Source organism: Pseudophaeobacter sp. TrK17 (assembly GCF_042192375.1).
GTDB lineage: Bacteria > Pseudomonadota > Alphaproteobacteria > Rhodobacterales > Rhodobacteraceae > Pseudophaeobacter.
The window spans coordinates 2656859-2683071 of record NZ_CP071700.1 but is presented as its reverse complement, the minus strand read 5'-3'; the positions used below and the strand labels follow the sequence as shown (position 1 = coordinate 2683071).

Genomic DNA, 26213 nt, shown 5'->3' with positions numbered 1-26213 from the left:
TCAAAACACTTGAGTGTGTTATATTTCCATTAATGAAAAGGTGCGAACGAATCGCGGGGTGATTCGTTTAGCGCCGAAGATGTCGAATGCGGCAGGCTATGATGGGACAGCGGGCATGATTAGGCGCCTCACTTTGCGCAAGTCGAAGGAGCATGAGCAAATCTCAGCTCCGAAGAGTTTTGATGACTATGAGTTGCGCCTCGGTGATATGATGCGTGGCGAACGGGCGACCATGGGGAAATCCCTTCTGGACGTTCAGCGCGAGCTCCGCATCAAGGCGTCCTATATAGCCGCAATTGAAAATTCAGATCCTTCCGTTTTTGATACACCCGGTTTCATCGCGGGCTATGTGCGGTCTTATGCGCGGTATCTCAATATGGATCCCGAAGTCGCCTTTGATACCTTCTGCCGCGAAAGCGGCTTTGCCGTTGCCCATGGCATGTCTTCCGAGGCCTCTTCGCGCAAGGTGGTTGCCGCTCCGATTACCACTCGTGGTGGGTTGGGAAACGGTGCCTTCACGTCGCCAACGACGCCTTTTGCCCCCGCAGCGAGTGGTGTTTTTGCCCAGATTGAACCACGTGCCATTGGTTCGCTGATGGTGCTGGTGGGATTGATCGCCGGGATTGGATACGGCGGTTTGAGCATCCTGAAAGAAGTGCAGCAGGTGCAATTTGCGCCAGTTGAGCAAACGCCACTGGTTTTGGCCGATGTTGACCCGCTTCAGGGCGCGCGGCGCAGTTCCGATGCGTCGTCCGTTTCTGTGGATGAAACAGATATCGCGGCGGCCGCGCTGGACCGTCTGTATCGCCCACAGGCGCTGGATGTGCCGGTTCTGGTAGCGCGCGACGCGCCTATTGCGACGCTGAACCCTGGTAGCCTTGGCAATTTTGCCGTGCCGGAATTGCCCAGCTTTACACTGGCAGAGGCAAGCCTGTCGTCGTCAGAACCAGCTGGACTGGCAGTTCCACAGGTTGTTGAACCCGTATCGCCTGGCGTCGAAATGGTGGCCGTGCGTCCCTCTTGGGTGCAGGTCACTGCTGCAGATGGCTCTGTTATCTTTGAAGCCATCATGAATGCAGGCGACAGTTTCTCGGTTCCGCTGACAGAAGAGGCGCCTAAGCTGCGCACCGGCGAAAGCGGCGCAATCTATTTTGCTGTCAATGGTGATCATTTTGGTCCGGTTGGCAACCGTGGTCAGGTAAGCAAAAATGTCGATCTATCGGTGGATGGCGTCTTGGACCGCTTTGAGGTTGCCGATTTGAGCGACGGGAAAAACAGCGCCCTTGCAACTATGGTTGCGGCCCTGCAAACCCAGCCTGCCTCTGAGTAGAGACCATAAAACCCGGCTATATTGGCGGCTACCGCCGATCTGCCCTGCGTTGACATCTTCCCGCAGAAAGAAAACCCGTCTGTTGTGGGGGTGGTAGGCTCCCACCCATTGCAGCGCCAGTGCAGAGCCCTTAGTTAAACCCCAACGAGGGTCAACCGGGATCAGCCTGCATGTCGATGAATCACATTCGCCCCTGGCGCAATATTGAGCGCCGCAAAAGCCGTCAGATCCATGTCGGTAAGGTCCCCATTGGCGGGGATGCTCCCATCGCGGTGCAGACCATGACCAATACGCTGACCACGGATATTGCGGCCACCATTGCCCAGGTTCAGGCCGCAGCCGAGGCTGGGGCCGATCTGGTGCGGGTCTCGGTGCCGGATGAGGCCTCCTCCAAAGCCTTGAAAGAGATTGTCGCCGAAAGCCCGGTCCCCATTGTTGCGGATATCCATTTTCACTACAAACGTGGCATCGAGGCCGCCGAGGCGGGCGCGGCCTGCCTGCGGATCAATCCCGGCAATATTGGCGATGAAAAACGGGTGGCCGAGGTGATCAAGGCGGCGCGCGATCATGACTGTGCCATCCGTATTGGCGTCAACGCCGGCTCATTGGAAAAACACCTGCTGGAAAAATATGGTGAGCCCTGTCCCGCCGCCATGGTTGAAAGTGGTCTGGACCACATCAAGATCCTTGAGGATCATGATTTCCACAATTTCAAGATCTCCCTCAAGGCGTCCGATGTCTTTATGACCGCCACCGCCTATCAGCAATTGGCCGATGCCACCGACGCACCAATCCATATTGGGGTGACCGAGGCCGGCGGCTTTGTGTCCGGTACCATCAAATCAGCCATCGGGCTGGGCCAGTTGTTGTGGATGGGCATTGGCGACACCCTGCGCGTCAGCCTCTCGGCGGATCCGGTCGAAGAGGTGAAAGTGGGTTTTGAGATCCTCAAATCTCTGGGGCTGCGTCATCGCGGCGTCAATATTATCTCCTGCCCCTCCTGCGCGCGACAGGGGTTTGATGTGATCAAAACCGTCGAGGCGCTGGAACAGCGGCTTGCCCACATCCACACGCCGCTCAGCCTGTCGATCATCGGCTGCGTGGTCAACGGACCAGGTGAGGCGCTGATGACCGATGTCGGCTTTACCGGCGGCGGTGCCGGCTCTGGCATGGTCTATCTGGCAGGCAAGGCCAGCCACAAGATGAGCAACGAAGCCATGGTGGATCACATCGTCGAAGAGGTGGAGAAAAAGGCTTCTGAGATCGCCGCCAAAGAGGCGCTGGAGGCCGCGGGGGACTGATCCCGCTCCCAGTTGGCCCAGGCGGGCCTGTCTCCACATGCAAAAGGGCGCCAGTTTAGGCGCCCTTGTTTGTTTTGTTTGTCCGGTTAGATCAGCTGTTTTCTTCGCGCTGTTCATCCACCAGGATTTTCATCTGATCCGCAGGCAGATATCCCCGCAGCAGTTGGTTGCCGAGTACAAAGGTCGGTGTGCCGGAAATGGCCAGGTTCTGAGCCAGATCGCGGGTGCGGCGCAGCTCATCGGTGACGTCATCGGAATCCATCGCGGCCAAAATGGCATCCGCGTCGATCGACAGCCCTTCGGCCAAGCGGCGCAGGGTGACCTCATTCAATTCGCTGCTTATTTCAATCAGCGCGTCATGGACCTGTTCATAGGCCTCATCCCCGGCCACCTGTTTTGTGGCAACCGCAAACCGGGAGGCAAAGACCGAGGCCTCTCCCAGAATGGGGAATTCTTTGACGATGAGCCGGATATTTCCGTCAGCCTGAAGGAGCTTGGCAACTTCTGGTGCCGCTTTGCGGCAGTAGCCACAGCGGTAATCCATAAATTCAACCAGGGTAATATCGCCCTCAGGGTTGCCACCGACCCAGGAATAGCCATCGTTGTGCAGCTCTTCCAAATTGGCGGCGACCATGGCCACATCCCGGTTGGCCTCGTCTGCTGCTTGTTGCTGTTCCAGCAGATTGACAGCCTCCAGGATCACCTCGGGGTGTTCCATCAGATAGGCCCGCACTTCGGCCCCAAAGGCCGCGCGTTCCTCTGCGGTCATTGCACCCAGTTCAAAGGCCTGCGCCGGAAGGCTGCCCAAAGCGAGCGCCGCAGCAGTTGCGACCCCGGTGGCCATGCGCGAAAGAGGTTTCATCGTCGTTTCCTTTTTTGACTTTGTTCATAGGCCAGCACAACATCCTGCGCGCGGCGCCAGGTGGCAGAGCCACGTGGCAGCAGCGCCACTGCACGTTTTGCGTGAAGGCCTGCATCTTCAAAACGCCCGGCAAGAGCGTAGCGTTCGGCAGTCACCAAAGCTGCCATACCGTTTTGTCCGGTCTTGGCATAGGCCTGTGACATATCCCGCAACAACAGCGCATTGCGAAAATCCAGACTGCGGGACCTCTCCATTGTTTTTAAGGCCGCAGTTGCCGCACCAGCGGCCAGTTGCGCCCGCCCATAGCTGGCCAGAACCAGAGGTTCAGAAGCGGCAAGTTGCACCGCACGGGCAAAGCTGTTTTTGGCCGCGTTCCAGCGGCGGTTTTCAAACAGAATTTGACCTTTGAGTTCATGGTAGAAGGCATCATTGGGGCGGATAGAGAGGGCGCCATTAATGCCGCGCAGCGCCTTTTGTAGGTCCCTGCGTCGATGGTAGGCAATGGCCTCACGCATCAGGCGAATATCCCTGTGCGGCTCTTCCTTGGCACGGCGCAGGCTCCATTTGGGGGCGCGTTTGAAGGCAGAGAGCTTGCCGCGTATGCGGGCAAACCAATACTCGTCCTGAGGGTCAGGGGCGCTCACGCGGCCATGGGAGGTCACAAAGGCCTCGGCGGCGCGGATCCGGTCCCGGCTTAAGGGGTGCGAGCGCATGTAGGGATCCTGGTGCGCGGCGCTGAGCACTTCCTGGCCGGCAAAAATCTTGTGCAGGTCCACCAGTCCCTGTGGATCAATGCCAGCCGCCTTGAGGTAGCGTGCGGCGGCGCGATCCGCCGAGGATTCTTCGGCACGGGTATGGGACAGAAATCCCCGCAAGGCAGAGGTCTGTGTGCCAATGGCGATGCCGCCTGCGGCCTCACCGGCGCCTGCAGCAGCGGCCAGGGCGGCAAGGGCCAGACCCAGCCCGGCAGCGGTGCCGGCGGATTGCAAGTTTTGCATTCTTCGGGCGATGTGCCCATTGGTAATATGGGCCGCCTCATGGGCAATCACCGCCTGCAGCATTTCAGGGCTGGAGACCTTTAGGATCAGGCCGTAGTTGATAAAAATTGCACGGCTGTCCAGAACAAAGGCATTAAACTGGGAGTCATTCACCACCAGAATGCGCAGGCGTTTTGCGTTCAGACCAGCGGCGCGCAGCACAGGGGCGGCCAGCCTGGACAGGCCCTGTTCGATATCCGCATCCCGCAATAGCGTGATCGTCGCCGCCTGGACACAGGTGGCGGTATAGACGAGCAGGCAAAACACCACGGCCGGGATTGACGCCAGCCGAGAGAAACGGTCAAAAGTCATGCGCGCACCATGGGAGATCATCATGCGAAACTCAAGCAGATCAAACGTCGATCCCTTCATTGTGATGGATGTGATGGAGGCAGCCCGCCAGGCCGAAGAGCAGGGGCGCCACATTATCCATATGGAGGTGGGGCAGCCCTCGACCGGGGCGCCGATGGCGGCGCGGCGGGCTCTGGCGGATGCGCTGGAGGACAATAGTCTGGGCTATACCGTGGCGCTGGGTTTGCCTGCCCTGCGACGCCGTATCGCACGGCTGTATGGCGAATGGTATAATGTTGATCTGAACCCGGACCGGGTGGTGGTTACGCCAGGGTCCTCCGGCGCTTTTCTACTGGGCTTTACCGCCCTGTTCGACAGCGGCGACCGGGTCGGCATTGGCGCGCCGGGCTATCCTTCCTATCGTCAGATCCTGTCGGCGCTGGGGCTGACCCCTGTTGATGTCGAAACCGCGCCGGAAAACCGGCTGCAGCCGGTGGCCGCTGATCTTGAGGGGCTGAACCTGGACGGGCTGATGGTGGCGTCGCCGGGCAATCCCACGGGCACGATGCTTGATTGCGGGGCAATGGGCAGCCTCATCGACGCGGCGCGGGCGCAGGACGCGTCTTTTATTTCGGATGAGATCTACCACGGCCTGGAATATGAGGCCAAGGCGGTCACCGCGCTGGAGCTGACGGATGATTGCTATGTGATCAACTCCTTTTCCAAGTTCTTTTCCATGACCGGCTGGCGGGTTGGCTGGATGGTGGTGCCCGAAGATCAAGTGCGGGTGATCGAACGGCTGGCGCAGAATATGTTTATCTGTGCCCCACATGCCAGCCAGGTCGCAGCCCTTGCGGCGCTTGATTGCCAAGATGAGATGCGCGAAAACCTTGCGGTTTATGCCCGCAATCGCCAGCTGATGCTGGAGGGGTTGCCTGCAGCTGGCTTTGACAAGATCGCGCCACCGGATGGTGCCTTTTATGTCTATGCCGATGTGTCTGATCTGACCACAGACAGCCGCAGCTTTGCCGCTGAAATCCTTGAAAAGGCGGGTGTAGCTGTGACGCCGGGTCTGGATTTTGATCCGGTCCGCGGCGCCACGACGCTGCGGTTTTCCTATGCACGCGGCACGGCGGATATCAAAGAGGGCCTTTCCCGGCTCAAGGCCTTCATGGCGGCGCGTGGCTGAAAGATGCAAACGGTTAGGCAGGCAGTTTGATCTCTCCTCCGCGCGGCGGCTAGGATAGGACAAAGCCATAAACACAGGGCAGGGGCAGTACATGGGCAGATTGAACGCGGCGGTGACGGCCCTTTGGTTGGGCGGGCTATGCGCTATGGGGTCTTTGGCCTCAGCGCAGGAATTTAGCGGCCTGGCACGCGTCACCAGCGAGGTCTCGCAGATCAGCGATACTGGTGACGGCGCGACCCTTCAATTGGGGCTGAGCCAGGGGGTGCCGTATCGGCTGTTCACCCTGGATGAGCCCGCTCGCCTGGTGCTGGACTTTCAGGAGGTCGACTGGAGCGGGCTCGACCCGGAAGCATTTTTGAGCGGCGAGGCTGTGGCCTCGGTGCAATTTGGCACCTATGTGCCCGGCTGGTCGCGGTTGGTGCTGGAACTCTCTGAACCGATGGTGGTTGCCGCGGCGGCGCTGGAGGTCGATCCGGTGACCGCGGCTGCGGTGCTCAAGCTGGACTTGCAGGCCAGCACAGCAGAAGATTTTGCCAAAGCGGCGGGCGCGCCGCAGGATGCCCGTTGGGATTTGCCCGCGCCACAGGTTTTGGACGTCGCGCCGCACCGGGATGAAAACGCGCCGCTGCTGGTGGTGCTGGATCCGGGGCATGGTGGTATTGATCCTGGGGCCAAGGCTGCGAACGGCGTCGTCGAAAAAGATCTGATGCTGCAGTTTGCGCTGGAGCTGGGCGAGGTTTTGGTGCGCTCGGGTCAGTTTGCGGTTCAGGTCACCCGGGATGGGGATTATTTTGTCTCGCTTGAGCGGCGCACCGCGCTGGCGCATCAGGCCGGAGCGGATTTGTTTATTTCCTTACATGCGGATTCGCTGACCCAAGGGCACGCCCATGGCTCCACCGTCTACACCCTATCGCAAGAGGCCACGGATGCGGCCTCGGCCAGCCTGGCAGAGCGCCATGATCGCGCCGATCTGCTGTCGGGCACCGACCTGAGCCACACAGATGATCTGGTTGCCGGGGTGATGCTGGATCTGGCGCGACAGGAAACCCAGCCCCGCAGCGAAGCCCTGGCACGGGCCTTGGTTACCGGGCTGAAGGAGCAGGGCGGGCCGCTTAATCGTAAGCCGTTGCGATCTGCCGGGTTTTCGGTGCTGAAATCCGCCGATATCCCATCAGTTCTGGTGGAGGTCGGGTTTTTGTCCAGCCCCCGCGACCTGGCCAATCTGCAAGATCCTGATTGGCGCCGGCAAACCGCAACTGCGATGCTGAAAGGTCTGATTGATTGGCGGATAGCGGATGACGCGCGTCGCGCTCTGGTACGCCAATAGGCCAAATGCGCTGTCGTCAGACCTGATGACAGCCCTGCGACAGACCTGCGACAGACGTAGCGGGCTCTGCAGGTCTTTTTTTGTTTCCGGTGGTTGCAGGGTTTGAAGAGAAAAGGCAAAGACCCGAGGGGCATTGCAAGGCGTTTTTTCCCCTGTGACGGCATCTTTCCGCTGTTTCCGCTTTTGACCCCAGGCCGTCTCCCTCCTATATAGGCGGCACCCCGCGAGAAAGGCAGCATCCGTGCTCAGGTTTATTCTATCCTTCTTTGGTTCGATCTTCAGCACCGTAACCCTGGGCATTGCCATGGTTGCGCTGACACTGGGAGCGATTTTCTGGATCTATGGGCGTGACCTTCCCAGTCATGAATCCCTGTCGCAGTATCAGCCACCAACCATCAGCCGGATTTATTCTGGCGAGGGGCGGATGATTGATGAATTTGCCAAGGAACGGCGCCTGTTCACACCTTCGGCGGAGATCCCGGATTTGGTGAAACAGGCGTTTATCTCGGCTGAGGACAAGAATTTCTATTCCCACAATGGCTATGATGCCCGTGGTATTGCCGCCGCCGCAGTTGAGGCGGTGCGCTCGCGCGGGGATAACGTGCGCGGGGCGTCGACGATCACCCAGCAGGTGATGAAAAACTTCCTGCTGTCCGGCGACCGTAAGGCAGCGCGCAAGGTCAAAGAGATCATCCTTGCCACCCGGCTGGAGGAGACGCTGAACAAGGATCAGATCCTTGAGCTCTATCTCAATGAGATTTTCCTCGGGCAGAACTCCTACGGGGTGACGGCAGCGGCGCAGAGCTATTTCAACAAGACCCTGGGTGAGCTGGCACCCCATGAGGCGGCGACGCTGGCCTCGATGCCCAAGGCGCCGGGGAAATTCCATCCGGTGCGAGGTAAGGCGCGGCTGAAGGAACGGCGCGACTATGTGCTGCGGGAAATGTTTGAAAACGGCTACATCTCCGACGCCGTTTATAAAGTCGAAGTCCAGCAGCCGCTGCGCTCGGTGCAGAATGGGGACTTCCCCAGTTTCCGCACCACCCTGCCGCCCCGTGATTATTTTACTGATGAAATCCGCCGCCAGCTGTCTGAGAACTTTGGCGAAGGCGAGTTCTTTACGGGCGGCCTGTCGGTGCGCGCGACCATTGATGCCGAGATGCAAACCGAGGCGGCCGATGCGCTGCGCACGGGATTGCAAAAATATGACCGTTCGCGTGGGGTCTGGATCGGCACCGGCGTTACCCTGGAAGAGGAAGTGCTGGCGGATGAGGCAAGCTGGCGCGAAGCCCTGGCACAGGCCGAGGTCCCCCGCGATATTACGCTGGGCGGTAAATGGTATCCGGCTGTGGCACTAGAGGTCGGTGACAAGGCCCTTATTGTTGGCGTCGAGGAACAGACCGGCACCGGTGCAGTGCCGCGCGATGACATCAAATGGATGAAGGGCAGCTTTAAGGACAACATCACCCGTGGCGATGTGGTGCTGGTGCGCGCTGCTACGGCGGATGACGGCAGCATTAAGCATTGGTCGCTGCGTCAGGTGCCCGAGGTGCAGGGTGGCTTTGTGGCGATGGATGTGAACACCGGCCGGGTTCTGGCGATGCAGGGTGGATTTTCCTATCAGGATTCCGTGTTCAACCGCGCAACACAGGCGCAACGCCAGCCGGGCTCCAGCTTTAAACCTTTTGTTTATGCGGCGGCCCTGGACAGTGGCTATAGCCCGGCGACCATCGTTATTGATGCGCCAATCGAGATCAACACCCCACAGGGGCTGTGGCGTCCCAAGAACTCATCGAATAAATTCTATGGACCAACGCCCCTGCGCACCGGCATCGAGCGGAGCCGGAACCTGATGACCATTCGTCTGGCACAAGAGGTCGGTATGCCGGTTGTCGCGGGGTATGCTGAACGCTTTGGGGTCTACGACAATATGGGCACCTTCCTGGCCAACTCCTTGGGTGCAGAAGAAACCACGCTGTACAAGATGGTGGCGGCCTATGCGATGTTCGCCAATGGCGGCGAGCGGGTGCAGCCAACCTTGGTGGACCGGGTGCAGGATCGCTATGGGCGCACGATCTATCGCCATGATGATCGCGACTGCGTCGATTGCGCCTCGCCAGGCCTGCCAGCCGGGCAAGCGCCCCGTATCGCCACGGACCGCGAACAGGTAATGGATCCAATCACCGCCTATCAGCTGAGCTCGATGATGCGGGGCGTGGTGGAGCGGGGCACCGCCTCCAGTGTGATCAACCTGCCGGTTCCCACCGCAGGCAAGACCGGGACAACCAATGATTCCCGCGATGTCTGGTTTGTGGGCTTTACCTCCAATATTGTCGCGGGCTGCTACATGGGGTTTGACCAACCCCGTCCGATGGGGCGGGGCGCCTATGGCGGCACCATGTGTGGTCCGGTGTTCCAGCAGTTCATGAAGGTGGCCACCGAGAAATTTGGCGGTGGACCCTTTGAAGTGCCCGAGGGTGGTCATTTTATAAAGATCGACCGCTATACTGGTGCACGCCTGCCCGACAGTGCTTCCGGCGCCTATGTGGTGGCCGAGTATTTCCGCGACGGGGCTGAGCCCATCTTTGGTTTGGCTTTTGACGGCGGTTTTGCGATGGGGTCTGATCTGCCGCTATTGGAAGAGGTGCAGCAATCTGGCCGTCAGGTGACCACCTCTAGCGGCGGCACCGCAGTTCTGGGACCAAAGGCCACCTTTGGCACTGTCACATCAGGCGGCCAGTATTAGGCGCTGAAACTGTGCACTCGCTTCGCGTCGCAGCTAAAGGAAGCTTCGGGGGAAGGATAACGTTTTTTATCCCAGGGGCGGAGCAGGTGTTTCCGGCGATGTCGCGGGGGCCGTGGCCATCAAAGCCAGAGTTTCTCGCCGGGTGAGACAGTGGCGCGCTGTGGGGCCAAAGCCCAGGGGGTGGCCACGCAGCTCAGGCATACAATCAAACAGGCTAAACAGGGCCGGTGGGCCTAGGGCCTCAAGCGCCTGATCGCCGGGAAAGAAGCTCTCGGTGGGACAGTTCTCCGCATAGATAATCTCATGCTGATCCAGCAGCAGGTGAACATAGGTGATCATGCCACCCGGCTGGCGGCGAATGCAGTGATCGTTGACCAGGTGATGCGCCGCCGACAGAACCTCATTGGTGTCAAACAGCATCCGCGTCGTCGCCCCGGTGAGCAGCATGCGGTGCTGTGGCGACACCAGAAGATCACGGCTGGTGCCAAGTGTCCCTGCCTGAATGCGGATCGGGGCCCAGTCTCCCATCGCCGGAACAGTTGTTTTGCCCACCCAGCGCACCGGCTGAAAGCCATTGTCACGGGTAAGGACCAGATCTCCCTGGGCCAGCTCGTCAACCGGGACCGCCCCGGCAGCGGTGGAGATTCTGGTGCCGGCAGCAAAGCAGATGATTTTTTCAATATTGGAAAATGTCAGACTAGAACCATCCAGCAAGGTGGCGGTTCCGCTCATGGTGCCATCTTCTGTTGTGGTGACATCCAGCGTGCTGCGATCTATTAATCCACCAAGATCCAGCGTGTCCCAATCGGTGCCGCCTTCATTGCCATCAATGACAATACCTGCATCGCCGGTTTCACCCAGATCGACAAGGGTAAAGGTATCCTGATCATCGCCGCCAAAGACGGTATCCCCCTTTGCTGCCGCAATCTGGTCCTTGCCCGCGCCACCTGACATAAGATCGCTGCCAGTGCCGCCGGACATTGTATCATGACCCGCGTTGCCATCCAGCGTGTCGTCGCCACTACCGCCAAGAATGCTGTCAGCACCGTCGCCGCCAAGAATGCGGTCGTCGCCCGCGCCCCCAAGCAGGGTGTCGTCGCCTGCGTCTCCATGCAATGTATCGCGCCCGCCGGCCCCATCCATGTAGTCATCGCCGTCGCCGCCATAGAAATCATTGGTGTAGGTGTCACCCGCGCTGGTGCCTTCGTTGTCAAAGCCGACAATCGTGTCGTTGCCATCCGTGCCGATGACGCCGTCAATACCGGAATAGGTATCACCAGCCGCATCGCCGCCACTGGCCGCACCCGTTGCCAGGTTTACGTCCACAGCCTCCGCGGAGTTGGAATAATCCGCATAGTCGAGCCCGGTGCCGCCACTCAGGTGGTCCGCGCCGCTGCCCCCCTCCAGGGTATCATCGCCATCCTGGCCATGAAGCGAGTCGTTTCCTGTGCCGCCGACTAGTGAATCATCGCCGCCCGCGCCAAAGACCGTGTCGTTCCCAGCGCCCGCCAGCACAGTGTCGCCATTTCCAGAAGCGCCACCGCCGATCCCGTCGTTCATGCTGTCGCCGTCGGCATCCGTGTGGGTTGCCAAAATATAGTCATCCGAATCCGTGCCGTCGACGGTGCCCTCGGAAGAGGTATAAGAGGGAGGGTTGGTTGCAGAGGCAGAGCTAATGGTGCCAACCGGCCCGGCATCCGGGGTGAAATAGACGTTGCCATCATCGCCCAGGGCGTAGGTGCCGGGTTCGGTCTCGTTGGTGTAGGTGGTGCCACCGGAACTGCCGCTCCAGGTCCAGGTGCCGGAACCAAGTGCCTGATCCGTCGTAAAGGCGGTATAACCGCCGGAAATGGTATCTCCTGAGTTCAGGGCGCTATCGCCAAGCGAGACTAAATAACCAGAGGGCACGTTGGTATTCCTTTGTTGATTCAGAGAGCCGCCTTTACGGCTTCCTGAACTGTTAGTGGTGCGGCGTCATTCCGGAGCGGTGCTGATTGGTCCAGATCGGCACATAGATGTCCTGTAGGGAACCAGATCATCCATAGGTGTGAAAAATTTCCCTAGGGTTTCTCGGGGGTTTCTCGGGGGAAGTTTTTGCTTCAACTTTTAACGAGGTGTCAGCCACAGAGGGCGATCCGGTGCGGTTGCGGCAGTCGCGGCTTTGTCCGCAGCCCGGCTTGCTCGCAAGGGCTCTGTGGTCTATCACCCTTGCTTGATACGTAAGTTCAAGGACATCACATGCGCGCTGAGACCCAAAATACCGTGGCCGAGATCGAGAAATCTCTGGAGCTTCTGGCCCAGCGTCTGAATTGGGAAACAGCAGAGTACCGGCTGGAAGAATTCAACGCCCGCGTCGAGGACCCTAACCTGTGGGATGACGCCGAGGCGGCGCAAAAGCTGATGCGCGAGCGTCAAAATCTGGTTGATGCGATCGACACCTACAAGGGCATCAAGCAAGACCTGGCCGATAATATTGAACTTATTGAACTGGGCGAGATGGAGGAGGACCAAGAGGTCATCTCCGACGCCGAAGAGGCCCTGAAAACGCTGCAGGTTTCTGCTGCCGAGAAGGAGCTGGAAGCCTTGCTGGATGGGGAGGCCGACAGCAATGACACCTTCCTTGAGATCAACTCGGGCGCCGGTGGCACCGAGAGCTGCGACTGGGCCTCGATGCTGGCGCGGATGTATGTGCGCTGGGCTGAGAAAAAAGGCTACAAGGTCGAGCTGCAATCCGAAAGTGCGGGCGAAGAAGCTGGCATTAAATCCGCCGCCTATAAGATCACCGGGCATAATGCCTATGGCTGGCTGAAATCCGAAAGCGGTGTGCATCGCCTGGTGCGGATCTCGCCTTTTGATTCTGCCGCCAAACGCCATACGTCTTTTTGTTCGGTCTGGGTCTACCCGGTGGTGGACGACAATATCGAGATTGAAGTGAACCCGGCGGATATTCGCATTGATACCTACCGGTCGTCCGGGGCGGGTGGTCAGCACGTAAACACCACCGACTCGGCGGTCCGGATCACCCACCACCCCACCGGTATTGTGGTGACCTCGTCAGAGAAGTCACAGCACCAAAACCGCGACATTGCGATGAAAGCGCTGAAATCCCGGCTGTATCAGCAAGAGCTGGACCGCCGTAACGCGGCCATCAACGAGGCCCATGAAAACAAGGGCGATGCAGGCTGGGGCAGCCAGATCCGGTCGTATGTGTTGCAGCCGTACCAAATGGTCAAAGATCTACGTACCAGCCACGAGACCTCTGACACCAAAGGTGTGCTCGACGGGGATCTGGATGGGTTTATGGCAGCGACGCTGGCGATGAATGTCGCCGGCAAAAGCCGTTCGCAAGCGCAGGGCGACTAAAGCTGTTTTGGGTGCCTTGTTTTGCAAACAAGGCGTCATTCAAAAGGGGCAAAGAACACAGGTCCGGGTGCAGGGAGAAACCCTGCACCCTTTTTGTTGCTTGTGTGCCTGTCTACCTGCCCGTCTACCTGCCTGTCTGATTTTTAGGGTGTAGCCACTGATCTGGGTGAGTGGTGGTGGATTTTCCGCCAGATAAAGTCGTTTTTCCAGGCGAATGAAAAGGTTAGCCTTGGGTGCAGCTTTTCAGACGTAAATTCCAGCGCTAGGCTGATCCATAAGTATAGCAGGAGCATTTTCATGTATGACCCCTTTGGATCGGCGCTGGAGCTGGTGACACAGCTGCGCAGTGGTGCGCTTAGCGCGGTGCAGGTGATGCAGGAAACCCTGGACCGGATTGATGCGATCAATCCGCAGCTGAATGCCATTGTCGCCCTGCGTGACCGGGATGTTCTGATGGCCGAAGCCGCTGCCGCTGATCAGGCCAAATCCCGCGGCGCACTGCATGGTTTGCCAATGGCGATTAAGGATCTGGCCAATGTCAAAGGCATAGCCTTTACCCAAGGCTCGCCCATGTTCAGGGATTTTGTGCCGCAGCAGGATGAACTTTTTGTGGCGCGTCTGCGCGCCGCCGGGGCCATTTTTATTGGCAAAACCAATACGCCAGAGTTTGGCCTGGGCTCCCATACGTTCAACCCTGTTTATGGCGCCACCCGCAATCCGTTCGACACAGACCGTAGCTGTGGCGGATCCTCTGGCGGGGCTGCGGTGGCGCTGTCTGCCGGGCTGGTCGCATTGGCCGATGGCTCTGACATGATGGGATCCCTGCGCAACCCTGCGGGCTGGAACAATGTCTACGGCTTTCGCCCGACCTGGGGCATGATCCCGTCAGAACCAACCGGGGACCTGTTTCTGCACCAGCTGGCAACCGCAGGCCCGATGGCACGCAGCCCAGAAGACCTTGCCTTGTTGCTGGATGTGATGTCCGGCCCTGATCCGCGCCAACCGCTGTCGCGAAGCCGCGAGACAATGCTGCCGCTCCCAGAGCCCGCGCCGATGCGTATTGGCTGGCTGGGCGATTGGGGTGGGGCCTTGCCGATGGAGCCTGGGATTTTAGAGACCAGCGAACAGGCCCTGGCGCATCTGCGCAACCTCGGTCACCGGGTCGAAACTGTGCCTGCACCATTTTCCGCAGAGCAGATCTGGGAGTCCTGGATTACCCTGCGGTCTTTTGCGGTGGCTGCCGGCCTGCGCGCCTTTGACGGGCAGCGGACAAGCCTGAAAGAGACGGCGATCTGGGAATTGGACCGGGGCCTGTCCTTTAGCGCCCAGCAGATACAGCAGGCCTCGGATCTGCGCTCTGATTGGCAGCGCCGGGCCACGGAGCTGTTTCAGAGCTATGATGCGCTGGTTTTGCCATCGGCGCAGGTCTGGCCCTTTGCGCTGGATCTGGACTATCCGCGTGACATCAATGGCGTCGCGATGGACAGCTATCACCGTTGGATGCAGGTTGTGACACCGGTCAGCCTGCTGGGGCTGCCCTGTCTGGCGGTTCCTGCCGGTTTTGGCCAAACCGGGCTGCCTATGGGGGTGCAGATCTTTGCGGCGCAGGGACAGGATCAAAACCTTCTGGCGCTGGGGCAGGGCTATCATCAAGCCAGCCTGCTGCCACAGAACGCCCCGCCGCCCCTGGGGTGATCCTAGTTGTTCCATTCCGGACGATCACATAGATTTTCGCCGGTCCGCATTTTTCATGGCAAGATCGGTTTTCGGTGACATTCGGGAGGGCGCTTAATGCTGATCCATCTTCATAACCAAGCGACAACAACGCCTAAGATACGGGCTGCCATCCAGGCGAGCGACGAGCCTGCATGGGTTCTGGCTGAGCGTTTTGGCACAACCGAACAGACAGTTTGGAAATGGCGCAAGCGCGACAGTGTCCATGACCGTAGCCATACCGCTCATCGGCTGCAAACGACGTTGACGCCTGCTCAGGAGGCCGTTGTGGTTGCGCTGCGCAAGATGCTGCTAGTGTCGCTGGATGACCTGCTGGCCGTGGTGCGGGAGTTTCTGAACCCGGACGTCTCGCGCTCTGGACTGGCTCGGTGTCTGCGGCGGCATGGGGTCGGCAACCTGCGCGATCTTAAGCCAAAGGCCGCCCGCCCAAAGCAGAGCGCCTTCAAGGCATACGAGCCGGGATATCTGCATATCGACGTGAAGTACCTGCCACAGATGGCTGATCAAACTTCCCGCCGGTATCTGTTTGTTGCCATTGATCGGGCTACACGCTGGGTTTTTATCCGTATCTACAGCAGCAAGACAGCGGCCAACGCGCGCCGCTTTTTGCGTGATCTAGAGCGGGCTTGCCCACTTCGCATCCGAACCATACTCACAGACAATGGAAAGGAGTTCTCCGACCGTCTCTTTGGCCTGCGCAAGCGCGAACAAAGCGGAAAACATGATTTCGACAAGCTCTGCGCCGAACTGGACATCGAACACCGTCTGACGCCGCAAAGATCGCCCCAAACAAACGGCATGGTCGAGCGCTTCAACGGTCGCATCGAAGACGTGCTGCAAAGCCACCACTTCCGATCAGGCGAAGAACTGGAGACCACGCTGCACCGCTATGTTTGGCTCTACAACCAACAGCTTCCGCAATCAGCCTTGGGCAGCAAGACGCCCTTGCAAGCGATGAAGCACTGGCACAAACTCAAACCAGAACTGTTCAACAAACTGCCATACTACCGTCCGGGATGTGACACGTAGGGGAAAACAGAACACGAGACATTTTTCTGGGGAGGAGAATTGAGTGAGTGAGAAAGCTTTTGGAGTGCCGGACCTGCAGCCAATGCGGGTCGAGATTTTGGCGCAGGCGCTAAAATGTGGTTGGAAGGATTTTTGCAAAAAACCCGGATACGGGCTGTTTTTTTCCGGGGTCTATGTGCTGGCTGGCTGGGCGATGATCTGGATTACCCTGCAAACGGGAACCACATTCTGGCTGGTGCTTGCCGCCATTGGCTTTCCATTGATCGGCCCCTTTGCCGCGGTTGGGCTCTATGAGGTTTCGCATCGTCTGGAACAGGGGGAGCCTATGGATGCCGGGGGTATTCTGGGCGTCATTCTGCTTCAAAGCCGACGCCAGCTGCCCTCGATCTGCGCCATTATTATTGTGGTGTTTCTGTTCTGGTTCTTTTTGGGCCATATGATCTTTGCGCTGTTTCTGGGGCTTTCGACGATGACCAATATTTCCAGCTCGCTGGAGGTGTTTTTGTCGCTGAACGGGGCGCTGATGCTGGGCGTCGGCAGCCTGGTTGGGGCGCTTTTTGCGTTGCTGCTCTATATGATTACGGTGATTTCGCTGCCGCTGCTTCTGGACCGCGAAGTTGATTTTGTCACCGCGATGATCGCCAGTTTTACCTACGTGCAGAGAAACTTCCTGTTGATGATGCTCTGGGCGGGAGCGATTTCGGTTTTGACCTTCGCGGCGCTCTTGCCGGGGTTTGCCGGGCTGTTCCTGGTGTTGCCTTTGCTGGGGCATGCCACCTGGCATATCTACCGCCAGATTGCCCGTTGACCAAGGTGCGCCCGGCAACGGCAAAGGGGAGCGCCTAGGGCTATGGCCTTAGCTGAAGGGGTCATCTGGGCGTAGCAGGTGGCGGTGATAGGGCAGCAGATCTTCGGCGGTGGAGAATCCGGCTGTGCGTGCCACCTTGAGCGCGCTGCCTATGTCCCGCCCCAGATGTTCGTAGACCATACGCGTAACCCGCTCACCGCTGCCGTCGCGCACGGTGCGCGCCACATAGCCAAGCCAGAAGTTGTTTTCCAAAGACCCAACCCGCGCCAGGTAGTTGAACGAATAGGTCATAGCGTGGCGTCGTGAGATGACAAAGGCAACGCCGTCCTCATGGGAGGTCAGAATGCCTCGAAACTCGCGCCGCTTGGGGGCGTCGGACAGGCCTTGGTAGCGCATCGCTTCGCGCGCCTCGTAGCCTTTGATAAAGGTTGCAGCCTTGCCAGAGCGGAACACATGGACCAGCCCGATGACAAACTTGTCGCTGTTGACAAAACTGCGTCGGGTGAACCTATAGAACCCTGTCGGGAACATTGCCTCGTTGACCTGGCGGATACCGTGGCCAAGAAAATCGGCGAGAAACGGGCCGTTAAGGATGTTCCCCTGATGCCCGATTGTCTCAACCGGTTCCAACAAAATGCGGGCGTCCACTTCGAAAAAAGTACATATCCGGTCAAGAATGTCCGGCCGTGGAAAGCTCTCGCCGGACATGTAGCGGTTGAACTGGGTTCTGTTGATCCCAAGCCGCCGTGCCAGTTCTGAAACCGAAGGATAGTGCTGCGCGAGGTGACGCAGATTGGTGCCAAACATATTGCGCAGCTGTGCCGGCGACCGTGTCGAAGCAGCGTCTGTTTGACCTGTGAGGTCCAGTGAGTCTGACATAGCAGCCTGCGTATCCTGTTTTCTGGGCGGAAAAGTCACGAATTTCGAGGATATGGACGCTAATCCGTGTCATGCCGTCTCTAAGTTGTGTCAGAGTCTTAGGGGTGCAGACACAAAATGCAATGGGTCGATGCATTTTTGACGATGTTGAAACAGAGCCTTTTGAACCAAACTTGATCTGTCCAGAATGCGAGGACCGTTATGATTGGAATTGTTCTTTGGAGTGACGCGACAGCTGGAAAAGCAGTTATTTGGTGCGAAGATCAGGGGGATTTGGCGTTCTACACCCATGTGGGTACCTTTGATAATTTTGCATTCCGTTCTGGTGACTGGGTGTCGTTCGAGTTGACGTTGGAAAATGATCTGCGTGTGGCGTTGGATATTCAGGTTCTTCAGGAACCTGGCTGTCCTGGTCTGGCAGAGGATCTTGCTGTTGCCAGCAAAAAGGCATGTGCGGGCTCATCGCTTAAGCTGGTGGCGCAGCAGGGGGCGTCATGCGACATACCTGTCACAGCCACCGCTGCAACATGCGTCGCGTTCGCAGAAAAGCCAGGCTCTCCCGTTCGGTTGGAGCGGCCAAGCACGGCTGGGGTGAGACCGGAAGAGGCGGAGCAATCCCACAGCCGCGTTTCGCCTTTGGCCGATGACGATGAGGCGCAGAACATCATTGCCTTTCCATTAGATGCAGCTGGTCGGTTGCGCCGCGCCTGAGCCTTGTCTGCGGTGACGGCAACCGGGCCTTGGCTTTAGGTGTGGCCTCAGTTCTGGTGCCTAGCTTCTGATGGTGTTGGATCTCCGTCAGCAAGGAGGGACGGCCAGGAGAGAACGGCCAAGGAGAGACCGTAAGTCTAGAACACAAAAAGGCCGGTCAGTGGACCGGCCTTTGTTACATCTCGTTTTCCTGTTCGTGCTGTCAGGCGCCGCGCAGCAGCGCTGCAACGCCGGTTCGCGCAACTTCTGTCAAACCCAAAGGCCGCATCAGATCGGCAAAGGCGTCAATCTTCTCCGGTGCTCCGGTGATTTCAAAGATGAAGCTGTTCAAGGTGCTGTCGACCACATTGGCCCGGAAAATATCGGCCAGGCGCAGGGCTTCGACCCGCTTGTCACCTTCGCCGGCCACTTTGAAAATGGCCAGCTCGCGTTCGACCGATGCGCCCTCAACGGTTAGATCATGGACCTCATAGACCGATACGATACGGCCAAGCTGAGCCTTGATCTGCTCGATCACCTGGGGGGTGCCGGTGGTCACCACAGTGATGCGGGACAGATGCCCGGTGTGATCCACTTCGGCGACGGTGAGGCTTTCGATGTTATAGCCACGACCGGCAAACAGGCCGATGACACGGGCCAGAACGCCGGGTTCGTTTTCGACCAGAACCGCCAGAGTGTGTTTTTCCTGAACATCCGAAAATGTGGGGCGTAGGTTATAGGCAGAATGGCGGGTGGAGCCTTTTTTGATATGTAGGGCAGACATTTATGTCCCTTTCTGAATTCGGGCCAAAGTACGGGGCAGGGCGCAACCGCCCTGCAAATTCTGTAGCGGGGCTAAGGTTAGACCAAAACCGCGCCACCGGACTGGATCACACCCTGGGTGTCGGCTTCGCCCATCAGCATCTCGTTATGGGCCTTGCCTGATGGGATCATCGGGAAGCAGTTCTCGTGCTTTTCCACCAGACAGTCAAAGATCACTGGCCCGTCGTGGTTGATCATTTCCATGATGGCGTCGTCCAGATCAGCGGGGTCAGAGCACAAGATGCCCTTGGCGCCAAAGGCCTCAGCCAGTTTTACAAAATCAGGCAGCGATTCAGACCAGGAATGGCTGTACCGTTCGCCATGCAGCAGCTCCTGCCACTGGCGCACCATGCCCAGACGTTCGTTGTTGAGGATGAACTGTTTCACCGGCAGGCGATACTGGGCAGCGGTGCCCATCTCCTGCATGTTCATCAACCACGAGGCTTCACCGGCGACGTTGATCACCAGCGCGTCCGGGTGCGCCATCTGCACCCCGATAGAGGCGGGGAATCCGTAGCCCATGGTGCCAAGCCCGCCGGAGGTCATCCAGCGGTTGGGGTCTTCAAAGTTGAGGTATTGCGCCGCCCACATCTGATGCTGGCCAACCTCGGTGGTGATATAGCGGTCATGGTCCTTGGTCAGAGCTTCGAGCCGTTCCAGGGCATACTGTGGCTTGATGGTCTTTTGCGACCCGGTATAGGCCAAGCAATTGACCCCGCGCCATTCGCTGATCTGTTTTTGCCATTTGGCAATGGCTTCGCGGTTCACCTTGCGGCCGCGCGCCTTCCAAACCTTGAGCAGATCCTCCAGAACATGGCCCACGTCACCGACAATTGGGATGTCGATGCGGATCACCTTGTTGATCGAAGAGGGGTCGATATCGATGTGGGCCTTTTTGGAATTCGGGCTGAAGGCATCGATACGGCCGGTGATCCGGTCGTCAAAACGGGCGCCGATATTGATCATCAGATCGCAGCCATGCATCGCCAAATTGGCTTCATAAAGCCCATGCATCCCCAGCATGCCCAACCAGTTCTCGCCTGAGGCCGGATAGGCCCCCAATCCCATCAGGGTCGAGGTGATTGGAATACCGGTGCCATCCACCAGTTCGCGCAGCAGCTGGCAGGCGGCAGGGCCGGAGTTGATCACGCCACCGCCGGTATAGAAAACGGGGCGTTCAGCAGCTTCAATCGCGGCGACCAGTTCGGTGATTTCTTCCATGTCGCCTTTGACGATGGGCTGATAGCGCGAAGCGCTTGGCTTGGCGGGCTCATAGGTGCCGGTTGCAAACTGCACATCTTTGGGGATGTCGATCAGAACGGGGCCGGGGCGACCCGAGGTGGCGACATGAAAGCCTTCGTGCAGGGTTGCGGCCAGCTTGTCGGTGTCTTTCACCAGCCAGTTGTGCTTGGTGCAGGGGCGGGTGATGCCAACAGTGTCGGCCTCCTGAAAGGCATCCGAGCCGATCATAAAGGTGGGAACCTGGCCGGTGAGAACCACCAGCGGAATGGAATCCAGCAACGCATCGGTCAGGCCGGTCACCGCATTGGTGGCGCCGGGGCCAGAGGTCACCAGCACAACGCCGGGCTTGCCGGTGGAGCGGGCATAGCCTTCGGCGGCATGGACCGCGCCCTGCTCGTGACGCACCAGGATGTGGCGAATGTCATTTTGCAGGAAAATTTCGTCATAGATCGGAAGTACGGCGCCACCTGGGTATCCGAAAACTGTGTCGACGCCCTGTTCCTTCAGGGCTTCGACTATCATCTTTGCGCCGGTCATTTCACGTGTCATCTGCTTTTTGCTCCAATTGGCGGCATCGTCCATTACGCATAAAAAAAGCCTCCGCTAATTCTAGGGGAGGCGCATGGGTTTGATTGTGGTCTACCGTTACCGGCCCATGCGCTTGGTTCCTACAATTACGACTAGGCTGGTCATTGCCAGGCTCTCCTTTACTGCGTTGCAGCGGACATTATGATTGCTTTGGCGGGGCGTCAACAGGCAAAAGGATCGAAAGCCCCCTCATTTCGGACATTTTCTTGCGCAAGGGGTCGGCTTTTGGGAATTATCGGAATGTTTGGGTGCGAATTGTGATCTTTCGTTCCCTTTTTTCCATTCCCCAGCGCTGTTTTGCCCGCCGAAAGCGGCCGAACCGGGGTCTATGCGCCTGAGGCGCCTCAGCTGTGACGGCAAGGAAATGGGGTTCTGGAGCTGGGCAAAACCTGTGCGGGCGCGTGGCCTCAGAATTCGTGGCCAGTGCCCTGCAGGACGCCATGTTCCAGTGCATAGCGGGTCAGGCCTGCGGTTGAGGAAATGCCCAGCTTGCGCTTGATGTTTTTGCGGTGGGTCTCAACCGTGCGCACCGAGATATCCAGTGCCAGGGCGACTTCCTTGTTTGATTTGCCCTGGGCCAGTTCCAGCAGGATGGTCTGCTCGCGCCCGGTGAGCGCTTCGCGCGTCTCGCCATCCTTGGGTTCGAGCGAGCCCTGGGCGCCTGTGCAGAGATACCGTTCACCGCTCATCACTGTATCAATGGCCTGCTTGATCTCTTCGGTGGGCACATCTTTTAGGATATACCCCAGCGCGCCATGGCTCAGCGCAGTGGAGATATATTCAGGGCTGTCATGCATCGTCAGGATGACAATTCGGGTTTCTGGCTGGCGCTCCAAAATCATCTCGGTGGCGCTTAAACCGCCAAGCCGGGGCATGTTCAGGTCCATCAAAATAACGTCCGGTGCAAGAGCCGGGGCTTGTTCCACCGCCTCAGCTCCATCCTTGAGGCAGGCGAGCACCTCAATGTCGTCATAGCTCTCTAGGATCGATTGGATGCCTTCGGCGACCATCGGGTGATCATCGACGATTAAAACGCGAACTGTGGTGCTCATCTCTTTCCCTTTGGTCGAAAGCGGCGCATCGGTCTTGTACTGAAGCAGAGGCGTCAGCTTTCAACCGACTTGCTCCCCAGATCCGCGCCAAGGGATTCCCCCGGGGCCAGAAGGTGGCTAAGGGGGAGGGTGGCTTCGATCATGGTGCCGCTTTGGGTGCCACGTGATGACAGAATGCGTAAGGTGCCGTCAAGCTGCTCTATCCGTTCCTGGATGTTGCGCAGGCCAATCCCTGGGCCGGTGCGGTCCTGATCGAGCGGCAATCCGCGACCGTTATCGGTGATACGCATGGTAACGCCCTTGGCGTGGCCGCGCAGATCCATGGTCATTTCACTAGCATCAGAATGGCGCTCGATATTCATTAGGGCCTCTTGGGCAATCCGGTAGAGCGCGATCTTGGCCTCCGGGTCGAGCCGGTTGCGAAAGACCACAGTGCTGAATTCTGAGTGGATGCCGGTGCGGGTAGAAAAATCATCGGTCAAGGCCTTGAGTGCGGGGCCCAACCCCAGGTCATCCAGCACGCGGGGGCGCAGGTCACGGCTGATGCGACGGACCTCGGTAATTGCGTTGGCCAGATCGTCGATGCCTTTGTCCAGGGGGGGCAATCCGCGATCCAGTTCGCCGCGCTTGAGACGGCGACTGGCATTGTCCAGCGCGTAGCGTACCCCGACCAGGATTTGACTGATGCCGTCGTGCAATTCCCGCGCCACCCGGCCGCGCTCTTCTTCCTGGGCGTCAAAGACCCGTTGGGTCAGCTCCTTGAGCTTGGCATCGGCCAGGCGACGTTCGCGGATGTTGAGAACCATACCAGAGGCAAAAACCACGATCAGGGCGGCCAAGGTGATGACGCCAATATACAAAAAGGTACGCTGTACCCGGGCTTCAACCTCGGCACGGGCAACCGCGACCGAAGCCAGCACATCGTCGATAAACACGCCAGTGCCCACAGCCCATTGCCAATCCTGCAGGCCAACAACATAGGCAACCATCCGGGCTTCTTCCCCGGTAGAGGGCTTTTGCCACATAAAGCTGTGCCACCCGGCACCTTGCCGTGCCAGCCGGATGAATTCATCCACTACGGGGGTGCCTTGGCTGTCTTTGAGGCCCGACCAGTTTCGCGTGATGAACTCTGTCTGCCGCGGACTGACGAGATTGGTGCCGTCATAGTCATAGACAAAAAAGAACCCATCCGTGCCATAGATCATCGAAGACAGAATCTGGGCGACCTGTTCCTTGGCCTCGTTGTCATCAGGTGAGGCACGACCGTAGATAAAGGAAAACCCATTGCGCGCCTGAGTCACATAGTTGCGCAGTTCGGCCTTCTTGGCAGCCAGCAATTGCTGTTGCAGCGCCTGGATCTCGCGCTCAGCTGAGCTCCTTGATTCAAACGCGACCAGCAGGGCAATTGCCGCCACCGCAACAACAAGCGGCAGTGTCGCCAGAATCGATAGCTTCTGTGCGTAGTTCGGTCGAAAAGGTGGGCGGAATAAGGCCATGTGCCGAATCGTTACGCAATCCCGCAACCGAATCAAAGGGCTGGAAGCGCATTTTCCGGACGTGACGGCCGAGATTCGCTGCAGTTCCACAAAAATTCCGTCTTTGAACGCAGGATTTTGGGGTTTTTCGGCGTACCTACGCAGTACTAGGTATTCACAAGGGGCGCAGCACCGCTACGTTGACGCCACTCGAAAAGATCCGTCCGGCCCAAGCTGGACATAGGGACTACTTATGGGAGGAGCACTATAATGGATCGTCGTTCTTTTTTGAAAACCTCTGCGCTGGGCGGGACCGCCGCAGCTGCAACCACTTTGGCCGCACCGGCATATGCACAGGGTAAACGCACCCTGACCATGGTTACCACCTGGGGCCGTGGTCTGGCGGGCGTGTTTGACGCTGCACAGCGCGTTGCCGACAATGTTACCGCCATGTCCGATGGTCAGCTGACCGTCGACATCAAAGCCGCCGGTGAGCTGGTTGGCGCGTTTGAAGTGTTTGATGCGGTTTCTTCCGGTCAGGCCGATATGTACCACGGCGCCGACTACTACTTTGTGGGTCAGCACCCAGGCTATGCCTTCTTTACTGCTGTGCCCTTTGGCATGACCGCTCAGGAACTGTCCAACTGGTATTACCAGGATGGCGGCATGGAGCTGCACGACGAGCTGGGTCAGATCTTTGGTCTGAAATCCTTCCTCGGCGGCAACACCGGCGCCCAGGCTGGTGGCTGGTTCTCGAAAGAGATCAACAGCCCCGAAGACTTCAACGGTCTGAAGTTCCGTATGCCTGGCCTCGGCGGTAAAGCTTTGGGTAAACTGGGCGCTTCCGTTCAGAACATCCCTGGTTCCGAAGTGTATCAGGCGCTGTCCTCTGGTGCCATCGACGGCACCGAGTGGATCGGCCCCTGGGCGGATGAAAAGGCTGGTTTCCAGGAAATCACCAAGACCTACTACACCGCCGGCTTCCACGAGCCAGGCGCCGGTCTGTCGGTTGCGACCAACCGTGACGTCTTTGAAAGCCTGTCGCCTGCGCACCAGAAGATCATCGAAATCGCTTCGGCTGAATGCCACCAGTGGAACCTGACACAGTTCCTGGCCAATAACGGTGCAGCTCTGCAGCGCCTGCAGGCTGGCGGCGTCAAGGTCATGGAATTCCCTGACTCGGTCTGGGATGCCTTTGGTCAGGCTTCGAAAGAAGTGCATGAAGAAAACCTGGGTGATGATCTGTACAAAAAGATCTACGACAGCGCCATGAAGTCGATGAAGTCTTCTTCTGGCTGGCAGAACCTGTCGTCCGGTGTTTACACCGCACAGCGCGACCGCGTTCTGGGTTAACCCAACCCGAAGCCTCTTTTGGATCTCCCGCCAGGTGCGGGGGATCCCTTTTTCATTTTTGCCGCAGGCCAGAAGGCAGTGGTCGCCCGCGTATCACGCATTCTGGGCGGAACTGTCGCTTGATGCCGCAGCATGCAATCATCCGAGGGAACAATGCAGGACGATACAGGCATTTCCTTTTTCGGCGCCCTGTTCAACGGTCTGATCTGGCTGGTTCAGAACATCGCTGGCGCCTTTTACAATTTCGGCTACGCCGTAACCCATCCGCAGCTGTGGCTTGATTGGTCTGACAAGACTTCGATCATGCGCTTTGTCTATTATGGCGGCTCGGTGGAGTTCTTTTTTGTAGTCTTTACTGTGTTCCTGATGCTGACGGCTGTTGGCCTTTACCGCCGCCAGGTCATGTGGGGCATGGTGCGTGGCCTTGAAGGTTTTGCCAATGGCATCGGGCGCTTTTTTGCCTGGGCTGGTCTGATCATGGTGATCCAGCAAATTGTCATTGTGTTCATGCAGCGGATCTTTGCCCGCCCCGACATGAGTTTTGGTCTTGGGATTGCTTTGGAAAAAGACATCAGCTGGTTTGCTGAAGAGCTCAAGCTCTACAACGCCTTGGTGGTCTGCCTCTGTGTGAGCTACACATTTGTGCAGGGCGGCCATGTGCGGGTTGATCTTGTCTATTCCGGTGTCAGCTTCCGCACCAAACGTGTGATCGACATGGTGGGATCGCTGATCTTCATGATGCCGGCCGCCGTGCTGACCTGGATGTATGGCTGGTATTTCCTGTGGCGCCACCTCATCGTGCCAAAGCCGTCGGCATCCGACAGTCTGGAGCGCCTGGTGATGAAAGCCCGCGCGCTGCGCTGGAACGTCGAAACCATCGGGTTCAGTCCCAATGGCTTTAACGGTTATTTCCTCTTCAAGATCTTGCTGGTGACCTTTGCCGGTATCGTCTTTATGCATGCCATCGCCTTCTTCTACCGCTCCATGCTGGAGTTCATCGAAGGCCAGGGCAGTGAAAATAAATACCTCGACAAGGATACCCTTGGAGAGGGCGAAGAAGCCTATGAAGGCGCTCATTAACCTAAGGGACAGCTG

General features: G+C 58.4%; 20 protein-coding genes. 12 read left to right on the top strand and 8 right to left on the bottom strand.

Annotated features, from left to right (window positions below):
* Positions 1–115: 115 nt before the first annotated feature.
* Together JZI28_RS12650 and ispG are read left to right on the top strand one after the other, a co-directional pair.
* Entirely contained in the window at positions 116–1330 is a 1215-nt protein-coding gene (locus JZI28_RS12650) for a RodZ domain-containing protein (RefSeq protein ID WP_297339490.1), read from the top strand.
* 170 nt (positions 1331–1500) lie between these two features.
* Positions 1501–2631: a flavodoxin-dependent (E)-4-hydroxy-3-methylbut-2-enyl-diphosphate synthase gene (gene ispG / locus JZI28_RS12645; RefSeq protein ID WP_295450012.1), complete on the top strand. Its 1131-nt coding sequence runs from the start codon at positions 1501–1503 to the stop codon at positions 2629–2631.
* 91 nt (positions 2632–2722) lie between these two features.
* Here ispG and JZI28_RS12640 read toward each other — a convergent pair whose 3' ends face one another.
* Positions 2723–3493 (bottom strand): DsbA family protein, encoded by a 771-nt coding sequence (locus JZI28_RS12640; protein ID WP_375697821.1) that lies wholly within the window; start codon positions 3491–3493, stop codon positions 2723–2725.
* Positions 3490–4866, bottom strand: coding sequence for a M48 family metalloprotease (locus JZI28_RS12635; protein WP_297339487.1), 1377 nt, complete (start codon positions 4864–4866; stop codon positions 3490–3492). The genes JZI28_RS12640 and JZI28_RS12635 overlap by 4 nt, the downstream gene beginning before the upstream one ends.
* Here JZI28_RS12635 and JZI28_RS12630 point away from each other — a divergent pair.
* From JZI28_RS12630 to JZI28_RS12620, 3 genes are all read left to right on the top strand, one after another.
* Positions 4865–6010, top strand: a complete 1146-nt coding sequence (locus JZI28_RS12630; RefSeq protein ID WP_375697820.1) for a pyridoxal phosphate-dependent aminotransferase — start codon at positions 4865–4867, stop codon at positions 6008–6010. The genes JZI28_RS12635 and JZI28_RS12630 overlap by 2 nt on opposite strands.
* 91 nt (positions 6011–6101) lie before the next feature.
* On the top strand, positions 6102–7337 hold the full coding sequence (locus tag JZI28_RS12625) for an N-acetylmuramoyl-L-alanine amidase (RefSeq protein ID WP_375697819.1): 1236 nt from the start codon (positions 6102–6104) through the stop codon (positions 7335–7337).
* Between the two features lie 241 nt (positions 7338–7578).
* Positions 7579–10083, top strand: coding sequence for a penicillin-binding protein 1A (locus tag JZI28_RS12620; protein ID WP_375697818.1), 2505 nt, complete (start codon positions 7579–7581; stop codon positions 10081–10083).
* Between the two features lie 66 nt (positions 10084–10149).
* Here JZI28_RS12620 and JZI28_RS12615 read toward each other — a convergent pair whose 3' ends face one another.
* Positions 10150–11991 (bottom strand): Hint domain-containing protein, encoded by a 1842-nt coding sequence (locus tag JZI28_RS12615; protein WP_375697817.1) that lies wholly within the window; start codon positions 11989–11991, stop codon positions 10150–10152.
* Positions 11992–12321: 330 nt separating this feature from the next.
* On the opposite strand from JZI28_RS12615, the gene prfB reads away from it, so the two are divergent.
* From prfB to JZI28_RS12595, 4 genes are all read left to right on the top strand, one after another.
* Positions 12322–13446, top strand: coding sequence for a peptide chain release factor 2 (gene prfB / locus JZI28_RS12610; protein WP_297339482.1), 1125 nt, complete (start codon positions 12322–12324; stop codon positions 13444–13446).
* Between the two features lie 297 nt (positions 13447–13743).
* Complete coding sequence (locus tag JZI28_RS12605; RefSeq protein WP_375697816.1) at positions 13744–15141, top strand: amidase; 1398 nt, start codon at positions 13744–13746, stop codon at positions 15139–15141.
* A 96-nt stretch (positions 15142–15237) separates the two neighbouring features.
* Positions 15238–16209, top strand: coding sequence for an IS481 family transposase (locus JZI28_RS12600; RefSeq protein WP_375697815.1), 972 nt, complete (start codon positions 15238–15240; stop codon positions 16207–16209).
* A gap of 43 nt (positions 16210–16252) precedes the next feature.
* Complete coding sequence (locus JZI28_RS12595) at positions 16253–17017, top strand: DUF2189 domain-containing protein (RefSeq protein ID WP_375697814.1); 765 nt, start codon at positions 16253–16255, stop codon at positions 17015–17017.
* A 48-nt stretch (positions 17018–17065) separates the two neighbouring features.
* Here JZI28_RS12595 and JZI28_RS12590 read toward each other — a convergent pair whose 3' ends face one another.
* Entirely contained in the window at positions 17066–17896 is an 831-nt protein-coding gene (locus JZI28_RS12590; protein ID WP_375697813.1) for a helix-turn-helix domain-containing protein, read from the bottom strand.
* Positions 17897–18097: 201 nt separating this feature from the next.
* Here JZI28_RS12590 and JZI28_RS12585 point away from each other — a divergent pair, with 201 nt between their 5' ends.
* Complete coding sequence (locus JZI28_RS12585) at positions 18098–18607, top strand: hypothetical protein (RefSeq protein ID WP_375697812.1); 510 nt, start codon at positions 18098–18100, stop codon at positions 18605–18607.
* 202 nt (positions 18608–18809) lie between these two features.
* Here JZI28_RS12585 and ilvN read toward each other — a convergent pair whose 3' ends face one another.
* The 4 genes from ilvN to JZI28_RS12565 all read right to left on the bottom strand — a co-directional run bounded on the left by ilvN (position 18810) and on the right by JZI28_RS12565 (position 23786).
* The gene (gene ilvN / locus JZI28_RS12580) at positions 18810–19370 is read right to left on the bottom strand and encodes an acetolactate synthase small subunit (RefSeq protein WP_295454390.1); all 561 of its coding nucleotides are present in this window, start codon (positions 19368–19370) and stop codon (positions 18810–18812) included.
* 77 nt (positions 19371–19447) lie between these two features.
* A complete protein-coding gene (locus JZI28_RS12575; protein ID WP_375697811.1) occupies positions 19448–21199 on the bottom strand; it encodes an acetolactate synthase 3 large subunit in 1752 nt (583 codons plus the stop codon).
* A 446-nt stretch (positions 21200–21645) separates the two neighbouring features.
* On the bottom strand, positions 21646–22290 hold the full coding sequence (locus JZI28_RS12570) for a response regulator transcription factor (RefSeq protein WP_295454386.1): 645 nt from the start codon (positions 22288–22290) through the stop codon (positions 21646–21648).
* A 53-nt stretch (positions 22291–22343) separates the two neighbouring features.
* Positions 22344–23786, bottom strand: a complete 1443-nt coding sequence (locus JZI28_RS12565; RefSeq protein WP_375697810.1) for a cache domain-containing protein — start codon at positions 23784–23786, stop codon at positions 22344–22346.
* 249 nt (positions 23787–24035) lie between these two features.
* On the opposite strand from JZI28_RS12565, the gene JZI28_RS12560 reads away from it, so the two are divergent.
* Positions 24036–25118 (top strand): TRAP transporter substrate-binding protein, encoded by a 1083-nt coding sequence (locus JZI28_RS12560; RefSeq protein WP_295454382.1) that lies wholly within the window; start codon positions 24036–24038, stop codon positions 25116–25118.
* Between the two features lie 153 nt (positions 25119–25271).
* Positions 25272–26198, top strand: a complete 927-nt coding sequence (locus JZI28_RS12555) for a TRAP transporter small permease subunit (RefSeq protein WP_295454380.1) — start codon at positions 25272–25274, stop codon at positions 26196–26198.
* Positions 26199–26213: the final 15 nt, after the last annotated feature.